21 protein-coding genes are annotated in these 18,653 nt (G+C 55.0%); 13 read left to right on the top strand and 8 right to left on the bottom strand.

Features of this window, described 5'->3' with window-relative positions; translation table 11 throughout:
- Nucleotides 1-31 precede the first annotated feature (31 nt).
- The 7 genes from EKL30_RS04100 to EKL30_RS04070 are packed head-to-tail and all read left to right on the top strand — an operon-like array spanning nucleotide 32 to nucleotide 7,267.
- Complete coding sequence (locus tag EKL30_RS04100) at nucleotides 32-775, top strand: SDR family oxidoreductase (RefSeq protein WP_126705867.1); 744 nt, start codon at nucleotides 32-34, stop codon at nucleotides 773-775.
- Nucleotides 766-1,356 (top strand): HAD-IIIA family hydrolase, encoded by a 591-nt coding sequence (locus EKL30_RS04095; protein ID WP_126705866.1) that lies wholly within the window; start codon nucleotides 766-768, stop codon nucleotides 1,354-1,356. The genes EKL30_RS04100 and EKL30_RS04095 overlap by 10 nt, the downstream gene beginning before the upstream one ends.
- Nucleotides 1,353-2,459 carry a glycosyltransferase family 9 protein gene (locus tag EKL30_RS04090; RefSeq protein ID WP_126705865.1) on the top strand — a complete coding sequence of 369 codons (1,107 nt, stop codon included), beginning with the start codon at nucleotides 1,353-1,355 and terminating at the stop codon, nucleotides 2,457-2,459. Before EKL30_RS04095 ends, EKL30_RS04090 begins: the two co-directional genes overlap by 4 nt.
- Before the next feature lie 18 nt (nucleotides 2,460-2,477).
- Nucleotides 2,478-4,214, top strand: a complete 1,737-nt coding sequence (locus tag EKL30_RS04085; protein ID WP_126705864.1) for a carbamoyltransferase C-terminal domain-containing protein — start codon at nucleotides 2,478-2,480, stop codon at nucleotides 4,212-4,214.
- Nucleotides 4,211-5,197 carry a glycosyltransferase family 2 protein gene (locus tag EKL30_RS04080; RefSeq protein WP_233582715.1) on the top strand — a complete coding sequence of 329 codons (987 nt, stop codon included), beginning with the start codon at nucleotides 4,211-4,213 and terminating at the stop codon, nucleotides 5,195-5,197. The genes EKL30_RS04085 and EKL30_RS04080 overlap by 4 nt, the downstream gene beginning before the upstream one ends.
- A gap of 2 nt (nucleotides 5,198-5,199) precedes the next feature.
- Entirely contained in the window at nucleotides 5,200-6,273 is a 1,074-nt protein-coding gene (locus EKL30_RS04075; RefSeq protein WP_126705863.1) for a glycosyltransferase family 9 protein, read from the top strand.
- On the top strand, nucleotides 6,257-7,267 hold the full coding sequence (locus EKL30_RS04070) for a glycosyltransferase (protein WP_233582713.1): 1,011 nt from the start codon (nucleotides 6,257-6,259) through the stop codon (nucleotides 7,265-7,267). Before EKL30_RS04075 ends, EKL30_RS04070 begins: the two co-directional genes overlap by 17 nt.
- A 28-nt stretch (nucleotides 7,268-7,295) precedes the next feature.
- On the opposite strand, the gene EKL30_RS04065 is transcribed toward EKL30_RS04070, so the two are convergent.
- Both EKL30_RS04065 and EKL30_RS04060 read right to left on the bottom strand, forming a co-directional pair.
- Nucleotides 7,296-7,556, bottom strand: a complete 261-nt coding sequence (locus tag EKL30_RS04065; RefSeq protein ID WP_126705862.1) for a DUF378 domain-containing protein — start codon at nucleotides 7,554-7,556, stop codon at nucleotides 7,296-7,298.
- Between the two features lie 57 nt (nucleotides 7,557-7,613).
- A complete protein-coding gene (locus EKL30_RS04060; RefSeq protein ID WP_126705861.1) occupies nucleotides 7,614-7,817 on the bottom strand; it encodes a hypothetical protein in 204 nt (67 codons plus the stop codon).
- Between the two features lie 268 nt (nucleotides 7,818-8,085).
- On the opposite strand from EKL30_RS04060, the gene trxC reads away from it, so the two are divergent.
- A complete protein-coding gene (gene trxC, locus EKL30_RS04055) occupies nucleotides 8,086-8,514 on the top strand; it encodes a thioredoxin TrxC (protein WP_126705860.1) in 429 nt (142 codons plus the stop codon).
- An 18-nt stretch (nucleotides 8,515-8,532) separates the two neighbouring features.
- On the opposite strand, the gene EKL30_RS04050 is transcribed toward trxC, so the two are convergent.
- Nucleotides 8,533-9,087, bottom strand: coding sequence for a thioredoxin domain-containing protein (locus EKL30_RS04050; protein WP_126705859.1), 555 nt, complete (start codon nucleotides 9,085-9,087; stop codon nucleotides 8,533-8,535).
- 215 nt (nucleotides 9,088-9,302) lie between these two features.
- On the opposite strand from EKL30_RS04050, the gene EKL30_RS04045 reads away from it, so the two are divergent.
- Together EKL30_RS04045 and EKL30_RS04040 are read left to right on the top strand one after the other, a co-directional pair.
- Nucleotides 9,303-10,232: a hypothetical protein gene (locus tag EKL30_RS04045; RefSeq protein ID WP_233582712.1), complete on the top strand. Its 930-nt coding sequence runs from the start codon at nucleotides 9,303-9,305 to the stop codon at nucleotides 10,230-10,232.
- Between the two features lie 221 nt (nucleotides 10,233-10,453).
- Nucleotides 10,454-10,930 (top strand): hemerythrin domain-containing protein, encoded by a 477-nt coding sequence (locus tag EKL30_RS04040; protein ID WP_126705858.1) that lies wholly within the window; start codon nucleotides 10,454-10,456, stop codon nucleotides 10,928-10,930.
- Nucleotides 10,931-10,935: 5 nt separating this feature from the next.
- On the opposite strand, the gene EKL30_RS04035 is transcribed toward EKL30_RS04040, so the two are convergent.
- Nucleotides 10,936-11,508: an NADPH-dependent FMN reductase gene (locus EKL30_RS04035; RefSeq protein WP_126705857.1), complete on the bottom strand. Its 573-nt coding sequence runs from the start codon at nucleotides 11,506-11,508 to the stop codon at nucleotides 10,936-10,938.
- A gap of 409 nt (nucleotides 11,509-11,917) precedes the next feature.
- Between EKL30_RS04035 and EKL30_RS18825 the strand changes: the two genes are divergently transcribed.
- The 3 genes from EKL30_RS18825 to EKL30_RS04025 are packed head-to-tail and all read left to right on the top strand — an operon-like array spanning nucleotide 11,918 to nucleotide 12,951.
- On the top strand, nucleotides 11,918-12,073 hold the full coding sequence (locus EKL30_RS18825) for a hypothetical protein (RefSeq protein ID WP_158618391.1): 156 nt from the start codon (nucleotides 11,918-11,920) through the stop codon (nucleotides 12,071-12,073).
- Between the two features lie 36 nt (nucleotides 12,074-12,109).
- Complete coding sequence (locus EKL30_RS04030; protein ID WP_126705856.1) at nucleotides 12,110-12,637, top strand: sigma-70 family RNA polymerase sigma factor; 528 nt, start codon at nucleotides 12,110-12,112, stop codon at nucleotides 12,635-12,637.
- Nucleotides 12,634-12,951: an anti-sigma factor gene (locus tag EKL30_RS04025; RefSeq protein WP_126705855.1), complete on the top strand. Its 318-nt coding sequence runs from the start codon at nucleotides 12,634-12,636 to the stop codon at nucleotides 12,949-12,951. The genes EKL30_RS04030 and EKL30_RS04025 overlap by 4 nt, the downstream gene beginning before the upstream one ends.
- Before the next feature lies 1 nt (nucleotide 12,952).
- On the opposite strand, the gene EKL30_RS04020 is transcribed toward EKL30_RS04025, so the two are convergent.
- The 4 genes from EKL30_RS04020 to EKL30_RS04005 form a co-directional block, all read right to left on the bottom strand.
- Nucleotides 12,953-14,182 (bottom strand): MFS transporter, encoded by a 1,230-nt coding sequence (locus EKL30_RS04020; protein WP_126705854.1) that lies wholly within the window; start codon nucleotides 14,180-14,182, stop codon nucleotides 12,953-12,955.
- 111 nt (nucleotides 14,183-14,293) lie between these two features.
- Nucleotides 14,294-15,379 (bottom strand): lipocalin-like domain-containing protein, encoded by a 1,086-nt coding sequence (locus EKL30_RS04015; protein WP_126705853.1) that lies wholly within the window; start codon nucleotides 15,377-15,379, stop codon nucleotides 14,294-14,296.
- A complete protein-coding gene (locus tag EKL30_RS04010; protein WP_126705852.1) occupies nucleotides 15,379-17,898 on the bottom strand; it encodes an FtsX-like permease family protein in 2,520 nt (839 codons plus the stop codon). The genes EKL30_RS04015 and EKL30_RS04010 overlap by 1 nt, the downstream gene beginning before the upstream one ends.
- Nucleotides 17,899-17,900: 2 nt before the next feature.
- Complete coding sequence (locus EKL30_RS04005; RefSeq protein WP_199748470.1) at nucleotides 17,901-18,626, bottom strand: ABC transporter ATP-binding protein; 726 nt, start codon at nucleotides 18,624-18,626, stop codon at nucleotides 17,901-17,903.
- Nucleotides 18,627-18,653 lie beyond the last annotated feature (27 nt).

The following is an 18,653-nucleotide window of genomic DNA, read 5'->3' as shown; positions in this document are numbered from 1 at the left end:
CGTCGCCGGTAAATTAACCGCTGGGGGAGTCATGGCCTCATACGATTTCGATAAACTCGTTGGACGTGTCGTGCTGGTAACCGGCGGAGGCCGAGGTCTAGGTGCCGCGATCTGCGCCATGCTAGGCGAGGAAGGCGCATTGGTCGTTGTGGCAGATATCGATCAGGCTTCAGCCGAGGCAACAGCCCGTGACATCAACGCAGGGCCCTCCGGGTTCGGCAAGGCGTTCGGCACAACGCTGGATGTCGGTGACGAAGCACAAGTGCAGCAAGCGCTGGATCTGGCGGTGGAGCGCTTCGGTCGGTTGGATGCGGTGATCAACAATGCCGGCATAGACGTCACTGTCGGCATTCGTGATCTAACGGTTGCCGATTGGGATAGGGTGATACGCACCAATCTGACGGGCCCTTTTCTGCTTGCCAAATATAGTCTTGAGCACTTAGGCCCTGGTGGCCATATTGTCAATATTGCCTCAACGGCGGCAAGACGGGCGTGGCCAAATGCAAGTGTCTATCACGCCAGTAAATGGGGCTTGATGGGGCTTAGTCATGCTCTTCATTCGGAATTGCGCTCCGAGGGCGTGAAGGTTTCGGCCGTTATTGCAGGAGGCATGCGCACGCCGTTCTTGTTGGACCGATTTCCTGATATTGACATCGAGGTATTGCAGGATCCCGCCAATGTGGCTCGAGCGGTTAAATTTGTGCTGACGCAGCCACCTGAAACCGTGATTCCCGAGGTCATGGTATTGCCGATGAAGGAGACATCATGGCCCTGAGGCCGGCAATCTTCCTGGACAAGGACGGTACCGTCCTGGAGGATGTTCCCTACAATATAGATCCACATCGCATGCGCTTCGCTCCAGGCGCACGTCAAGGGCTGGCTCGTCTGGGCGAATTGCATCTGCCTTTGATTGTTATCAGTAATCAGCCTGGAGTCGCGTTGGGAAAATTCCGGGCTCGCGATATAGGGCCAATGCGCAACCAGCTAAAAGACATGTTTCGGCAAGTCGGTGCGACGCTTGATGGCTTCTATTACTGCCCGCATCATCCGGACGGCATCGAGCCGCGATTTGCGATAGCTTGCGACTGCCGTAAGCCTGCTCCTGGCCTGCTTCGTATGGCGGCACGCCGCCACAATATTGACTTGGGCCGGTCGTGGTTTATTGGCGATATTCTCGATGACGTCGAGGCCGGAAATTTGGCAGGTTGCAACACGGTGTTGTTGAATAATGGCCACGAGACCGAATGGTTGTGCAGTCCTTCCCGGCAGCCGAATCGAATCGACGCTGACCTTGAAGCGGCCAGCCGGTGGATTGCCGCGCAATTCGCCGAACATCATTCAGAGGTGACGGTATGAGTGTGGCCTCCGATTGGAATCACGCGCGTCGCGTTCTATGCGTGCGCCTGGATAATATGGGCGATGTCCTGATGACGACGCCCGCCATCCGGGCCTTGAAAACATCGGTCTCCGGTCGCACGATAAGCCTGTTGGCATCGAGATCCGGCGCCGCGTTGGGACCCTACTTAACAGAGGTCGATAACATCATTACGTACGCCGCCGCGTGGGTAAAGAACAACAACACCCATCGCGCGTATGACCATGCGATATTAAAAGACCTGGAACGGCGCCACTTTGATGCCGCGGTGATATTTACGGTTTACAGCCAGAGTGCCTTACCGGCGGCCCTGATGTGCCATCTTGCGGGAATTCCGCTGGTATTGGGCCATTGCCGCGAGAATCCCTACCGTCTGCTCAGTCACTGGGTAAAAGACGGCGAACCGACACAGGTGGTCCGACATGAAGTGCAACGTCAGCTGGATCTTGTTGCCACAATAGGTGCCCGATGTGACGACCACCGGCTCTCATTTTCCACGACGCCTGCTGACCGCAGCTCGATGCGACAAGTATTGTTTACGACTCAGGTTGATCCGGACAAAGGTTGGATCGTGGCTCATTGCGGAGCGACCGCTGCCTCGCGCCGGTATAGTCCTGATCGTTATGCCAAGGTATTTTCCTTACTGGCAGCTAGCGGCCGGTCGATTTTGCTAACCGGGAGTACCGAAGAAAAGGCGCTGGTCGAATATATAGCCAGTCGCTGCGGAAATACGGGCCATATCGTTGATCTTTCGGGCCGATTAAGCCTAGGCGAACTGGCCTGCCTGATCGAAGACGCCGATCTTCTTATTTCCAACAACACGGGGCCCGTCCATATCGCTGCAGCGGTGCAAACGCCGGTAGTTGACCTGTACGCATTGACCAACCCGCAACATACTCCGTGGCAAGTGCCGCATCGGCTCTTATACCACGATGTTCCATGTAAATATTGTTATCGCAGCATTTGTTCGGAAGGCCATAATGGCTGCCTGGAGGGAGTGGAACCCGAGGAAGTCGTGCAAGCGGCACTGGAGTTGCTTGCAGGGCATTCAGGCGTCACTCGGAAGTCTGCCGCGGTGGCCTGAATCAATAAAGGGAACTTTATGCTGACCTTGGGAATCAATGCCGCCTTTCATGATTGTTCTGCAGCGTTGGTGCGCGACGGTATCGTAATCGCTGCGGCCGAGGAAGAGCGATTTACGCGTATCAAGCATGGTAAACGGCCTGTTCCTTTTTCCACCTGGCAATTGCCTTATCATGCGATTGACTATTGCTTGAGTGAAGCAGCGTGCGAGCTGCGCGATGTCAACCACATCGCCTATTCGTTTGATCCTGGTCTTCTTCAACAAGAGCTGGCGCCCGAGCGCAAGGTGGTATTGCCTTTAGAGCCCTCTGCTGGTTGGCAGGCCAGTAGTGGTTCATCTCCATGGGATCCATTGTTTTTGGCTTACCTGGTAAACGCACCGCGGCAACTTGCCGGGGGAGTTCCTCATCATTTGCAGAAGCGATTCGTCAGCGATACGCTGGACCACATTCTGGAGCGCTGGCAATTCGTGGAGCACCATCTTAGCCATGAAGCTAGCGCTTACCTGGCTTCTCCTTATGACGAGGCCGCGGTGTTGACGATGGATGGCCGCGGGGAGCGGGCCTCGACCAGCTACGGTCACTTTGCTGCCGGCAAGTACGATCGCATTAAACAAATCAACCTGCCGCATTCGCTTGGACTGTTGTACGAAGACGTGACGCGCTATCTGGGCTTTTTGCATTCTTCGGATGAGTACAAGGTAATGGCCCTCGCTTCTTTCGGTAAGCCATCATTCGTTAACGAGTTTCGAGAGATATTGCGAATCGATGGCAATGGGGGCTACTTGCTTTCTCCGGGTCGCCTCGAAGAATTATTAGGGCGGCCCCGGATTCGGGGGGAGGTCCTCGAACCGCGGCATATGGATATTGCGCATTCCTTACAGCAAGTGCTCGAGGAAGTGGTTCTCGAGATGACTCAATGGTTATTCAATAAAACTCATGCGGATTACCTTTGCATGGCAGGGGGGGTCGCGCTTAACTGTGTAATGAACGCCAAGTTGGGAGAGCAAGGACCTTTTCGCAGAATCTGGATCCAACCCGCAGCGGGGGATGCCGGCACATCGTTGGGTGCCGCGTTATGGATGGACTTTTACTCACGCGATGTCAGTGGCCGGGACTGGCACATGAATCATGCCTATCTGGGGCCTGGCTACGGCGATGAGGAGATAGAAGAATTCTTGCAGCGCTCAGGGATTCGTTATCGAAGACTGGCGGACATTGCGCTGACCACTGCTGAATTGCTGTCTGCCGAGAAAATTGTAGGCTGGTTTCAAGGTCGAATGGAGTTCGGTCCGCGCGCCCTCGGTGCCCGTTCAATTCTGGCTTCTCCTCGAGATCCGCTGATGCAGGCGCGTCTGAACGAGATCAAGGACAGGGAAGATTTCAGGCCCGTGGCGCCCGTCGTCATTCAGGAAGAGGCGCATGAATGGTTTGATTCCAAGGGAAGCGACTCAATTGACGCGCCGTTCATGTTGTTTGTCTTCGACGTATTGGCGCATCAGGCTGCACGAATTCCAGCTGTTCGCCATATTGATGGCACGGCAAGAGTACAGACAGTTTCCAGCGAACAACATCCGCTTCTTTACGACCTGCTATCAGCGTTCAAAAGGCTGACCGGAGTCCCGGTGTTGGTGAACACATCTTTCAACACGCGCGGGGAACCCATAGTCTGCACTCCGCGCGACGCCCTTGAGTGCTTCTGGACCTCTCCACTGGATGCGCTGGTGATCGGCAGCTTTCTGGTTGAAAAACCATGACCGATTCCTCTTCTTTGCTGATGTCGGTAGTCGTTCCGACCTATCAGCGCCCCGATTTACTGGAGCGCTGCATGAACGCGCTGTTGCGGCAAACAATGGCGCCTGAAGCGTATGAAATTATTGTGTGCGACGACGGCCCAAGTTTGTCTGCGCAACGCGTGGTGAAATCATTGCCGCTGACTAGCGGCGGACGACCGCTAGTCAGGTATATAGCCGTGACGGCCACCCAAGGCCCGGCGGGGGCGCGCAATGCTGGCTGGCGGGCAGCGATGGCACCGATTATTGCGTTCACCGACGACGACACAGTTCCCGACCCGGGATGGCTGCAGTCGGGTGCCCTGGCGATGGCGGTACCCGCCGATGCCGCAGTGGGTCGCATCGTCATGCCACTTCCCGAAAATCCTTCCGATTACCAGAAAGATGCAGCGCGTTTGCAAGACGCCGAATTTGCCACTGCGAACTGCTTCGTACGACGCGATGCATTAGAAGCCGTGGGCGGTTTTGACGAGCGGTATACCAGTGCGTGGCGCGAAGACTCCGATTTGCATTTCTCGCTGCTGAAGAAGGGCTATACCATCGTCAAGGTTCCTGAGGCTGTCGTTGTGCACCCCTTGCGGCCAGCAAGATTTGCCGCCGGGATAGCGATGCAGCGCAAGGTGATGTTCGATGTGTTGCTGTATCGCAAGCATCCCGATCTGTACCGACAGCGCATTCGCTCCGGAGCGCCGTGGTTTTACCTCTCCGTTTCGGCATGTTTAGTAACGACCGTCGCTGCGTTGCTTTCTGGTTGGTATACGCTCGCACTCGCCAGCGCTATGGCGTGGGGAGGCCTGAGCCTGTTTTTTTTCCTGCGTCGCTTAATGGATAGCTCATTTACCGTCAGGAATGTTGTCGAACTGTTCGTGACCTCGATTTTCATCCCGCCGCTTTCCATATTCTGGAGGGCGGCCGGGGTGGTTCGGTTTGGCTGGGGAGTGCCTTGAATATGGCTTCTCAGCTATGGGATCGGACACCCGCAAGCGTCGCTGTATTTCGCGCACTGTGTCTCGGCGATCTGTTATGCGCGATGCCGGCATTGCGGGCCCTTCGCCTAGCACTGCCAAAGGCCCGGATCACCCTGATCGGATTGGAAAGCGCACGTCCTGTTGTAAAACGCTTCAGTCATTATCTCGACGAACTCGTTGTCTTTCCAGGCCACCCGAAATTCCCAGAACAGCCTGCGCGGGAGTCGGAGCTTAGTGATTTTTACGATGCGATGAGGCTTCGGCGGTTCGACTTGGCGCTTCAAATGCATGGTAACGGCTTATTATCGAATTCGATTGTCAGCGCTCTAGGTGCTCGCCAGTGGGCCGGTTTCGTTCCCCTGATCGAGCAAGAAGAGCCGCGCAGATTAATGGCATGGCCCGATAATCAACCGGAAGTCGTGCGCTATATCTCCTTGCTTTCGCATCTAGGCTTACAAGACCAGGGCGTAGCATTGGAATTCCCAATTGATGAGGTAGACAGAAAAGAGGCGGATGATGTTGCCGAAAAGGCGAATCTTGAGCTGGCAAGAACGATATTTATCCATCCCGGCGCAAAACTGGAATCTCGCCGCTGGCCGGCAGAGCGCTTTGCTGAGGTAGGCCGCCAACTCGCTCTCCAAGGCTGGCAGCTCGCGATAACAGGGACTACAGAAGAGCACTCGCTTGCAAGCGGGTTGGCCACCAGTATTGGGAAGGCGGCTGTCGATATATCTGGCCAGACGACTCTGGGGGCGCTTGCAAGTCTTTTGCAGCGCGGGCGCCTACTTATTTGCAACGATACAGGGGTTTCACACATTGCTGCAGCCATTGGCTTGCGCAGTGTCGTCATCGCCTGCGGTAGCGATGTGGCGAGATGGGCGCCCCTTGACTCGGCGTTGCACACAGTCCTGCATGCCGATATGTCTTGCCGGCCATGTTCCTACCCGGTTTGTCCGCTGGGCCATCCCTGCGCACTAAGGGTGACTTGCAATGATGTTCTAGAACCTATCAGGGCCTATCTTGCCCAAGGAGCTGCATGTGAACAGAATTGCTGATCCAGGTTCTATCACGGAACAATCAGTCGGTCACAATGGGCGCTTGCGAGTTCTGACGTGGCACGTCCATGGCAATTATCTCTATTCGTTGACACAGGCGTCGCACGATTTCATCGTGCCTGTCATGCCGGACAATCGCTCTGGTTACGGAGCCTTAGGTCCGAAAATACCGTGGGGGAAGAATGTCCGCCAACTACCTGCCGGTCAGTTGAAAAACGAAGAGTTTGATTGCGTAGTGTTCCAGTCGCGTCCCGTATTTGAACGGGACCGATTCGATCTGCTAACCGCCGGACAAAGAGCACTGCCTTGCGCCTATATTGAACACAACCCGCCTGAACCGCACCCTACTGACACGAAACACTTTTTTGAGCATGAAAACGGGGTGCTCATCCATGTGACGCCTTATAACGATCTGATGTGGCACTCGCCGAATGTGGCTACCCGGATCATCGAGCATGGTGTTGTGGCGCTACCAGCGGCGACCTATAGTGGGGAACTGGCGCGGGGAATTTCGGCGATTAACCATCTGCAACGCCGGGGCCGTCGGGTGGGAGCGGATGTTTTTGAATGGGCCGCAAGCCGTGTCCCTCTCGATTTGATTGGCATGCAATCAGAAACGATGGGCGGCCTTGGTGAAATTCCCAACATGGAGGTGCCGGCCTATATGGCCAGATACCGGTTTTTCTTCACGCCAATACGCTATGCGAGTTTAGGGCTTTCACTCGTCGAAGCCATGATGGCGGGCATGCCCATAGTCGGCATCGCTGCCACTGAGCTACCTATGGTCATTACGAATGGGGTCAATGGCTATGTCGATACCAGGCGGGAACGGTTGCTTGAATGCATGCACCAATTGATCAGTGAACCCGAGCTTGCCCGCCAATGGGGTGAGGCATCCCGGCAAATCGCGAGATCGCGCTTCTCGATTGATCGCTTTGTTCGCGACTGGAACGACCTGCTTCTGTCATTAAGCGCAATCAATCGGCGCCAATAATCGTTGGGAATTTGTCGTCCGGTAGTGCTTATCGGCGTGGGCGTGACAGCCGCAAGGCAAAGTAGATGCAATACAAAGCGGCAAGACCGACCAAGGTGTAAACCACATGCGAGGCGAAGCTTCCGTTGCCGAATATAGCGGCAACCAGGTCGAAGTTCATCACCCCAACCAACCCCCAATTCAGGCCTCCCACTATTAAAATAGCAAGCGCAATCCAGTCCAATACCGATACGGTTGTTATTGGCACAACGGTGTCAAGGTCATTTACAGGCGAGTCTGAGGGCTTCATGGTTACTCCTTGAGGTTCACAGGCTTCACCATTCGTATCGCGGAATGGCGTGACGGCCTAGTTTCTTTCTGCTGGCGGGTGATCCACCCCGGGCGTCTGCTGCGGATCGACCCCCGGCATAGGATTAGGAATACTGTCTGGAGGATTCGTATTCTGATCAGTGCCCTTTTTCGGTTCTTTGTCAGGCGGTTGTGCAGGCTTTTCTTTTCTCGAGTTTTCCTGATCGGCAGATTGTTCATCAGTTTTTATGGCTCGTGTCATCGTCTTCACCTAAGCTGGATAGTTCAGTCAATCAAGATCAACCGCAGCAGTAAAGCGTCAGTAATTCTGTGCGGCATCGGCGACGTGCTCCGCAAGGAGCAATTCTGTCAGGTTAAGCAAATATTATGCCCGCCGCGTGCGCCGATGGCCGGGCTTTGTGGCAATGAGGGATTGAACGGCCCCCTTGTGATGGCATGCAGCTAGGCCAGGCTGGTAAAGTGCTATCGTTTCTCAACATTGCTCAACACTATCGCTATAGGGGTAATTCATGGAAATAAAATGCCCGCATTGTGGCCAACGTAATCGCGCTCCAGCAAGAAAATTGGACAGTATTGTCAGCTGCGGCAAGTGTCATCGCCCTTTGTTGAGCAGTCCCGTGGTCGCTGACTCACCGGTGCTTACCGAATTGATTTCGGATAGTGCCATTCCGGTCTTGGTCGATTTTTGGGCGCCATGGTGCGGGCCTTGCCGCGCGTTCGCCCCCATCTTCGAAAACGAAGCAACAAGACAAAATGGGTCTATCGTTTTCGCCAAGGTTGATACTGAACTGCATCAAGATCTCGGGCAACGTTTCAATATACGATCGATCCCCACTCTAGCCGCATTCTTTCGGGGAAAAGAGCTGTTCCGAAAATCAGGTGCTTTGCCGCCTACGGAATTGGAAAAAATAGTCAACCAACTAAAAGAACTTGCTTAACCCCGTTCAACCCTGTGCCTAGCCCCGGTGCTGGATACGCGCGGTTATGGCTTCGAACAGGTGATGGATTCCAAAAGACACATCAATAATGCTGCCGTTAATAAAGAAGGCAGGCGAACCCTGCACACCGCTGGCACGTCCGCTTGCAATATTCTCGCGTATGCGTTGCAAGTAAAAATGGTCGGCCATTTCGGCGTCATAGCGCAGCATGTCAAGGTCAAGCGCAGCAGCATATTGCCGTAATGATTTAGCCTTCAAATGATCGCGGTTTTCAAAGAGCCAGTCATGCATAGGCCAGAACTTTCCTTGCGCGCCCGCCGTTTCGGCCGCTTCGGCGGCGAGCTCAGCGTGAGGGTGGGCTTCGATGAGCGGAAAATGTCGAAAGGCAAAGCAGAGATGTTCGCCAAAGTTCTTCAGCAGTATTTTGACAGAAGGGTATGCCTGTGCGCATGAGGGACACTCGAAGTCGCCATATTGGACCACATGGATACGGTGCGCCGGCGATCCAATAACGTGGTCCCATTGGCCCAAGGCGGGTACCAGGGTATGTGACGAGGAAGGATGAATGGCCATATGGTCTCCCTGATTATTCAGATATATGCCAACAAACTCGCCTTTAGACTGCTCCGGAAATTCTGTGGCGTCAAGCGCTGCTTTCCGCTGACTGCGTGGCTGCACCGCGCTAGATTCATTGCGATGCCTCCAAATGGTGGGCACGTCGTTTGCTAAAACCGACTGCCCATTCATTTCAGACGCTTGCCTGGGCAGCGTCGCACAAGGAGTAAAAAATGCAAGATGACCAAGCGAGGCAATCCAAAGCCTATTCTGCTACCGTGCCAATATCATCCGCTAAAGCAACGGAAGAAAATGTTAGCGGCGTCTCATGGGCCGCTATTTTCTCAGGCGCTGCGGCCGCGGCCGCTCTCTCGCTGATTCTCGTTATTCTGGGTTTCGGCCTTGGATTTTCCGCCGTTTCTCCATGGCCATCAAGCGGAGCTAGTGCCACCACCATTAGCATATCGACAGCGATATGGCTTGCGTTGACACAGATTCTAGCGTCGGGCCTGGGTGGGTATTTGGCCGGTAGGTTGCGGGTTCGCTGGACTGATGTGCAGAGCGACGAAGTTTATTTTCGGGATACCGCACATGGAATGCTCAGCTGGGCCGTCGCTACCCTGGTGACTGCAGCCTTTCTGGGTTCCGCTGTGTCGGGAATCGCGAGTGGAGGAGCCCAAGCCGCGGGAACGATGGCATCCACCGCCGCACCGCTTGCACAAAGTGCGATGGGAAAGATGGGAGAACAAGAGGGCGGTGGAAGTGGGCCTGTCAGTTACTTTGTGGATTCACTGTTCCGGTCGGAGAACCCTCCGACACAAGAAAGTCCCGCCCGAGCACAAGCCGAAGCTACGACGATTTTTTTACGCAGCATGAGCACCGGTACGCTAGAGCCCAATGACAAGATATATCTGGGCAGATTGGTTGCGCAGCGTACCGGCTTATCGCAGCCTGACGCGGAGAAGCGGATCGATGATTTATTCGCACAAGCACAGCGAACGGTTGAAGAAACCGCGACTAAAGCGCGAGAGCTGGCCGATGAGGCGCGCAAAGCAGCGGCAGCAACTGCGTTGTGGGCATTTGTCGCCCTTCTTTGTGGCGCCTTCTTCGCCAGTCTGGCGGCCGTCTGGGGTGGCCGGCGGCGCGACTCAGCCGTTGCATAAATCTACTGCTCTTGCCCGTTAATCGAAATTAGGAGGCCGATATGCGCTCGATTCTACTTTTTTTGCTAGGCATCCCTATCCCTATCATCATCCTCATCGCGCTCTTGAACTGAATGCAAATACGCACGGAAAGTGTAATAGAACAGTAAGGCACACTGTTTGCTGCAGTCATGGCTCGGCTGCTTTCCGTGCAACTCCATCATTAAGACAGGAATTATGATATGAACAAATCTCAAATACCGACCGCACAAAAAGAAGTCTTAAGTCTGTTGCTTGATGACCACCGTAAGGTGAAGAAACTTTTTAAAGATTTTGAATCCCAGGCTGACTCGGCGAAGAAGGACGCCATAGTTAAGGAGGCCTGTACCGAATTGACGGTACATGCGCAAATTGAGGAGCAGCTTTTCTACCCCTTTTTACGTGATCAAAACACCGACGCGTTTGGCGACTTGCTGGATGAGGCGCTGGTAGAACATGCAAGTGCCAAGGATCTCATCGCTCAGCTGCTCGACATGAACCCCGAGGACGATTTATACGACGCGAAATTCACGGTGCTTGGGGAATACGTCAACCACCACGTGACCGAAGAAGAGGACGAGCTTTTCCCCAAGGTGATTTCTAAAAAAGTGGATCTACGAGAGCTGTTGCCTGCAATGAAGCAGATGAAAGAAGAGATGTTGGCCCAAGAACTAGGGTAAAGCCGCTAGGTTGTTGTCCGCATGGGCTGCAATGCCTTAGCCCACTTAGACATTTCATCGAGCATGACCTGAGCTGAGTTGTCGATAAGGGCGTTGGAATGAAAGTTTTTACTGTCGTCCAGTAGGGTGGCGACCATTGGTATTGCCACCCCCTCAACCATCGGCATCATTTTCAGCGTAGTCACCAATTGCTTCTCGAGCTGCACGGCACGTATGCCGCCTGAAACGCCTCCATAACTTACAAAGCCGCAAGGTTTGTAATTCCACTCCTTGTATAAGTAGTTGAGCGAATTTCCGAAGGCTGGGGGCGGGCAATAGTTGTATTCCGGAGTGACAAACACATAGGCATCTGCCTCTGATACGCTTGCGCTCCATAGTTTAGTGGCATCGTGCTCGTATTGCTGCAATCGGGGATGGTGAGGTTCGTTATACAGCGGTAAATTGAAATCGGCCAGATCGATAAGCCGGGAGTCGAATTTTGAATGTTTCGTGGCGAATTCCTGGAACCAGTGAGCCACCGAGGGGCCGACCCGGCCCGGTCGTGTGCTGCAAATAATGATCTGAAGCTTGAGCGACATGTAATCTTCCTTTAAGTTGCAACCATCCTGAAGGTCAGGAGCGGAATATGCAGCTTAGCACCAATGAGGTAAGTCAAACGCCCCGCTTGCGAGCATGCCCCGGGGCTGGATTCTCGTGCAAAAACGGCAAATTTGTTCATTTGGTGCCGAGCGATTTATCAATCGAGCCGGTGTGACGGCCCAAGGGCGGTAAAACCGAAGGGCGGAAAAAAATAGTCCATTTAGATGGAATAAAAGCCCTACGCCAAACGTTTAACCATCGGGATCGCCACGCGGGCTCTTCATGCATTTCGCTATAGAGGTAAGCCGCGAGTGACTTTTAAGGAGATAAAGACAGGAGACCTACCGAACAAAGCGCACGCTAACCTTAACTCGTAACGCGCGGATGTCGCGCCTACAGGAGATTGCCATGAGTGTTACCAGAATTGTTTCGGCTTTATTGATGCTAATTGCGTTGGGCCTGACCGGGTGCAAGTCCGCCGACAGCGCCTATAACACCAGCGCTAACGGTACCTATAACTCCAGTTCAATGGCTAGTTACCCTGAGACCGGTAATGGAAACTAACTAAGGCTGTATCGCAGCGGCAACGAGAGCCAGCCTATGAGCTTCGAATCCGAGGTCGTGATTCTCTTGCCCGTTCTGCGGCGGTATGCTGTTGCGCTCACCGGCGATGCGGCTTGGGCCGATGACCTGGTTCAGGACACGGTTGAACGAGCCTTATGTCGATGGGGACGATGGCGCTCACACAGTAACGTACGTGCCTGGTTATTGACAATACTACGGCACATCTATATCGATCAACTACGTAAACGACACGAAATTGCGACTAAAAGTGTGGAAACAGACTGGCTGTCGGCCGGAGCAACTGAAGGGAAAGTAGACGGTCTTTTTTTGCGCGATGTACAGCGCGCATTGTACCAATTGCCGATCGATCAGCGTGAAGTGCTGCTGCTCGTCGGATTAGAACAACTTAGTTATCAAGAAGCATCCAGCGTATTGCAAATTCCGCTGGGTACAGTCATGTCGCGTTTGTTCCGAGCACGAGAGCACATGCATTTTTTGATGCATGCCGACGATTGCAGGCATCAGCAGGGTCGAGTGCTCAGGGTTGTAAGGAGACCCCGATGAGCGACCGTTCAGCTTTCAAAAAATTTGATTTCGATGAAGCGTATCACGAAGCGTTATCTGCAATGGCAGACAATGAAGTTTCCCCAAGCGTACGCGCGGCGCTGATACAGCTTGCAGCGAACGATCCTAAAGCGGCAGAAAGGATTGCTCGTTACCATGCGCAGAACGCCGCCTTGCAAGCGCTGTTTCCCTTACGTCGCGGGAATACGCCGCGTATAAGTATCCCTGAGCGCTTGCCATGGAAACAGCGAACCCGGGTAGCGGCTACCTGGGTGGCCATTGGGTTTTTATTGGGAGTGGTTCATTGCCGTTGACTCATCGTCGGGGCGTTTGCCGCTTCGCGGACGATTCATGACGTGGCAGCACTATGATTACGAGAAGGCTGCAAATGCCCGCGCAAGCGAAAGCATAGTCATAGCGACCACTCGCTGCGACAAAAACTGCAAATAATGCGGGGGCAGCCATGTTCGTGATATTGACTAATATACTGGATCCGGCGGCGGTTTCAGAAATTAGCTCGGGCGGTGAAAGGCGCGCTATCTCTGCAATCTGTACCCCATTCCAGCTCGATACTGAGCATCCAGCAACAAAAGCGAGCAGGGTAATGGTCCATAAGGGCCAATTGGGGGTGCTCAAGCCTAATAGTAGCGTCGTAGCTGCCGAGATGACGGCAGCGATGGCCAGTGTAGTCGTGGCAGACCGCATGTGGTCGGCGAGCCATCCTAGCGCAATGCGCCCCATAACACCGCCAGCCTGCATTACTGCAAAGATGGCGCCCGCCAGACCGAGTGAAAAGCCCAGTCCATCGATAAGATAGATAACGGTAAACGTGAACCAACAACTTTGAGCGACGGCGAACAAACTGCCGACCAAAGACATTTTGAATAGTTCGGCGTCTTGCGTCAGTGATCGCAATGGCACGGTCAGCGCTCGGAGTGAACGTAAGCGTGGAATCCGGATGACCGTTGGCCTGACCGGTTCGTCTATGCCATTGCTCATGCGCCAGGTAAGTAAGGTCGGAATAATCACGATCAGCGCGCCTGCGAGGAGCGCTACACGCCAACCTGCAAGCATAACAATGGCCGGAATGGCGAGCCCCGCAATCACTCCCCCCAGCGGGACGCCGGCCTGCTTGATTGAAAATACAAGGTTGCGCATTTCCGGTGGCGAAAACCGCTGTAGCACTTCGCTGCCTGCCGGGGTGGCTGCGCCGTTGCTCAATCCCATTACAAAACACGCAAAAAGCGCTACCCCCAGGCTGGCGTTCAAGAAGAATGCCATGCTCGCTGCTCCCACCAGCAAACTGATCTGCAAGGCCCGGATCCCGCCAATCTGGCGAAGCAAACTAGAGCCGCACAACAAAACGACGAGCCCGCCCAGAGAGTTGACCGCAGTCAAATAACCGATTGAACTGCCGCTCCATCCGAATTCATCAGAAAGGCCTGGGGAAATGATGGGGATAAACCGCATCAAAAATGCCGTAGTGGTTTGAAGAATGAAAATTGCGGTGACGGGAATAAGCCAGCTCGGCGCTGCCATTGTCATTGATCGTCTCTTATATCTTTTTTTTGCGGGAGGGGATAAAGAGACTGTACTCTAACTTGAGAATGCAGCTCTTCGGGCTCACGACTGCCAGCGACCCGAAATAGGCCTTATTTAGAAATCAAGTTTTTGAAAATAGCCGGTAAGCTCGAGGTAACCTTGCCCGATTTTCTGTCCATCGCGTTTGGCGGTAACCGCGCCCTCCCAGTAAACTGCGCCGGTCGTGGCTTGGCTATCGAGCTCCTGGTCGTCCATCAGGGGGGCGAGTTCTAGTGTCAGGTCTGCCGCCTGAACCTGCATGGCCACGGGGTAAAGGGTTCCTGTGCGTGGAGAACGCCAGTGCCGCTGTGGCAAAAACTGGACCTGGGAAGCAGACAGGCTTTCATGGCTACCGTCCGCCCGGCGCAGCGTGCCGCCGGCCCAAAATTTTTCACCCGATTTGTCGCGGATCCGAAACGCCATAAAGGAACCCCCATCATCGAGATTGATGCCCGTCCAGTCCCAGCCGACGGCCTCTTGAGCCAGGACAGCGGAGGACCATTCGTGATCCAGCCATGCTGAACCGCTGACCACTTCCTGATTGCCCTGGCGCACTATGCTGCCCGACACACGAAGCTGCGGCTGGCTATAGTAGTAACTTGCCTGCGCCGAGCGTGGCCCTTTCCTGCTGTAACCTGACTCACCTTGTAACAGCACGGGCTGGGACGGTTCAAGCGCCAGATCGAGCGAAAACTCGTTGGCCTGTACTCGGCCGTGATAAATCCCGGCCGCATCTCGTTGAAGCGACCACGTGCCGATATGGACCTCGGTGTCATCGACGGCAGCATCCGCGACCCCGAAACCCGTACGTACGGCTCGTTGGTCATGCATCAGGCGGCCTCTTGCAGGGTCGGACAGTGCGGCATGAGCGAATAACAACTGCTTGGGCGCGAAGCGGCTGGGATTGGACTCATCCAAGGCTGGACGTGAGCGGAAGAACGTGATCTGAAACCCTAGTGGTTCTCCTGCCTTTGTCTTTATCCAGCCGGTTACGTACCACCACTCGGTGCGGAAATCGGGGTGAGCACCATGGTCGGACGGAAAGTTCAGGGTCTTGCCCGATACCACGGCAGGATAATCCGGCAGCGTGCCTTCAGTGCGGACGACCGCAGTCCAAAGCGTTCCTAAAAGAAAGGCGAGAAATATCAACCACCGACGCATCACCAATCCTCGCGTACGGAACGCACCGCCTCGGCCGACATAACCCGTCGACCACTGATTAACGCTACCAGAGAAGCGCCGGCAACCAGGGAAAATGCCACGCCAACCAGAAGCCCCCATGGCATATGCAAACTGATTGTCCAGTGGAAGGACTGAGGGTTGACCACATGGATCAAAACAAGCGCTATGGCGCATCCGAGCGCGAGACCGGCTGCCATTCCAAGCAATCCCAGCAAGGCTCCTTCAAGGGCCAGCATGGAACCAATCTGAGCACGCGTAAAGCCTATATGCCTTAGCATGCCGAATTCGCGCGCACGCGCCATGGCTTGGGCGCTAAAGCTGACGCCGATGCCTGACAAGCCAATCAAAATTGTGATTACCTCTAACAAGTAAGTCACGGCGAAACTACGATCGAAAACACGCAGGCCGCTTTCGCGCATTTCGCCGGCCTCGCGTATCTGGACATCGCCACGCAGACGTTGCTGCAGCGTTTGCTGGACAGCGCTTACGTTAGCGCCGGATGAAAGCCACAAGGCCGCACTGGTAATGCGGTGCCTGCCGCTTAAACGGGCGAAATCGTTCAAGTCAATCACGATCGCGCCGTATTGGCGGGTGTAATCGCGCCAGATACCGCCTATGGTGAACGGAAGCATACGTCCCTCGATGGGAAGGCTGATACGCTGCCCCAGGTGCATTGCGTATAAGTCGGTCATGGCTTCACTGATCCAGATTGGCGGTGCGTCGACTGTACCGCGCTGAGTCGATGGCTCGATCAGCGCCAAGCTGGCTTCCGGGCGCATTTTATCAACTGGCTTGGCGATCAATGCCACCGCAGGCAAGCGTGGATCCAGAAGAATCTTGGTTGTACTCATGAATTCTACGCGGGCGATTCCCGGCACAGCCGTAATGGATTGCTGATCGGCTACGGAGAAATAGCCAGTATTGCCGCTGGATGAAGGTTCAAGATAAAGTTCCGCGGGAAGCACGATATCCAGCCATTGTTCAAGAGAGACGCGAAAACTGGTTACCATAATCGCCATCGCGGCCATCAAGCTGAAGCTCACCAGGATGCCGGCCATGCCGATTGCCGCGCGGCCGGGAGCTTGACTTAGCTGAGCCAGTGCAAGGAATGACACCGCCTTGCGTCCCCGTGGCAGCAAGCTTAGTATCCAGTGGGTCAGACGTGGCATTGACATAATGGTCCCAACAAGCAGCAAGCCGATGGCCACATACGCCATGATAGGCAGGCCGTTTACAGGTGGAGCCTGGGTAAGTGCTGCGCCCGACAAAATCATTGCCAGGGCTGGCCAGGGGGACGCCAGTCGCTTAAGGGCGGTTTCTTCGTCGCCTGCTTTAAGCGCTTGCGCCGGCTGTGCGCGCGACGCTTCCCAAGCCGGCGCCAGGCTTCCCAGCAGCGAGGCTCCTAGACCCAGTGCAACGAAGACGGCAGCCACCACGGCATCGGAGCGCAGGGCAGCTTGTACCCCTGGAAAGTAGCCCCCGCCCAAGTCGCCGCCCGCATAATGCAGGACCGCAGCAGCGATGAGCCACCCCAGCACGATGCCGCCAAGAGCACCAAGTAGCCCTTGAACCAGGCCTTCAGCCAACACCAGGCGAAGAACATTGCCTTTGGTCATGCCAAGCGCACGCAAGAGTGCGATCTGTGTGCGCCTCCGGATAACCGACGCAGCCTGTGCAGAGAATATTAAAAACGCGCCGGTAAATAGCGCCATCAAGGCCAGTACACCAAGATTGACACGGTAAGCTCGCGACAAGCCGGCGGTGACGCGCTGGCTGTCTTCAGGTGTTAGCGCAACGACTCCCGGCGGCAACAGGGGTTCAAGGTCTTGCTGAAACGTGTGGAGCTCAACGCCTGGTTGAAGTTTCAGATTAATGCTTTGCAGGGAGCCCAGAAGGTTCAAGCGCCATTGTGCCGCGCCGATGTCCATCACGCCCAGTCGCAATGCTTCATTTGTCACTGGCAGAGTCCCGGCGACTCGTAAATCGAGCGTGTTGCTACCCACTTGCACTGCCAATGTGTCGTCGGGCTTCAAATCGAGCCATGCCATGGCGGCTGGCGAGAGAAAGACGGCTGAAGGGTCCAGATAGATGAGATTCTTCGTTTGGTTATTTGCAGGGCGTCCGATCAAGCCCGGCGTCACTTTGGCGGCCTGGAATGCGTCGATACCAAGTAGTCTGAGCGACTCGCGGCGTGTCGGTAGATAGGCTTCGACTTCAACCATGGGACTTGCTGCTGCCACTTGCGGCAAGTGGGCCAAGCGTTCATATATCGTTTCGTCGAAGCCGTTTCTGGGGCCGCGAATTTCAAGATCAGCCTGACCCACCAATAAGCGTGTCGCCTTCGAGAATTCGGCCAAGGCAGTATGGTTGACGAGGAACACTGCATATCCCATGGCGACACCGATCGCGATGGCAATGATATTGATCAGCACACGACCGGTATGCGTGCGTAACTCTGTGCCCAGCAATAACGGTAAAACGGACGATAGGGTCCGCATCGTCAGATTGCCGGCCGGGCGGCGTCGGGGAGTGTGGGCTGATGCTGCGGCACGAGTCCGTCAGCGGTAAGGAGCAAAACGCGGTCGGCTGTTGCAGCGGCTAACGCCGAATGTGTTACGAGTAATCCAGCCGAACCCATGGCAGCGCTTGTTTTAATCTGTGCGCGCAGCAGGCGTAGGATTTGCGTAGCGTTCTCTGCGTCAAGATTGCCCGTGGGTTCGTCTGCCAGTAATAGTCGTGGACGGTGGACCAGTGCGCGCGCGATAGCCACTTTTTGCATTTCGCCACCCGAGAGTTCGCGCGGGAAGCTGTCATCGCGGCCGGGCAGCCCCACTTCTACGAGCATTGCTTTGGCCGCCACCAGTGCTTGCTGGTGCGCGATGCCATTCAATAAAAGCGGAAGCGCCACATTTTGGGCAACGCTTAAATGGGCAAGAACATGGAAAGCCTGAAAGACGAAGCCGATTGCCCGTCGTCGCAGCCGGGTTGCCTGGTCGTCATTAAGGCTGCCCAGGTTCTGGCCGTCGAATATTATGGTGCCTGTGTCGGGCCGATCGAGGCCGCTAATGAGGTTCAGCAGGGTCGATTTGCCGACGCCGGATTCGCCCATAATGGCAACGTATTCCCCGCCTCGAATCGCAAGGCTGATGTCGCGCAATACCAGCCGCGAGTGAGCTCCGTGAAAGGATTTGCTTACCGAATCGAGTGCCAGCACGTTTTTTTCCATAGGATCTCGAGCTGCATTAGGACTACT

Origin of the sequence: Candidimonas sp. SYP-B2681, from assembly GCF_003971065.1 — a bacterium.
GTDB lineage: Bacteria > Pseudomonadota > Gammaproteobacteria > Burkholderiales > Burkholderiaceae_B > Pollutimonas.
This window is presented reverse-complemented; position numbering and strand designations above follow the sequence as displayed.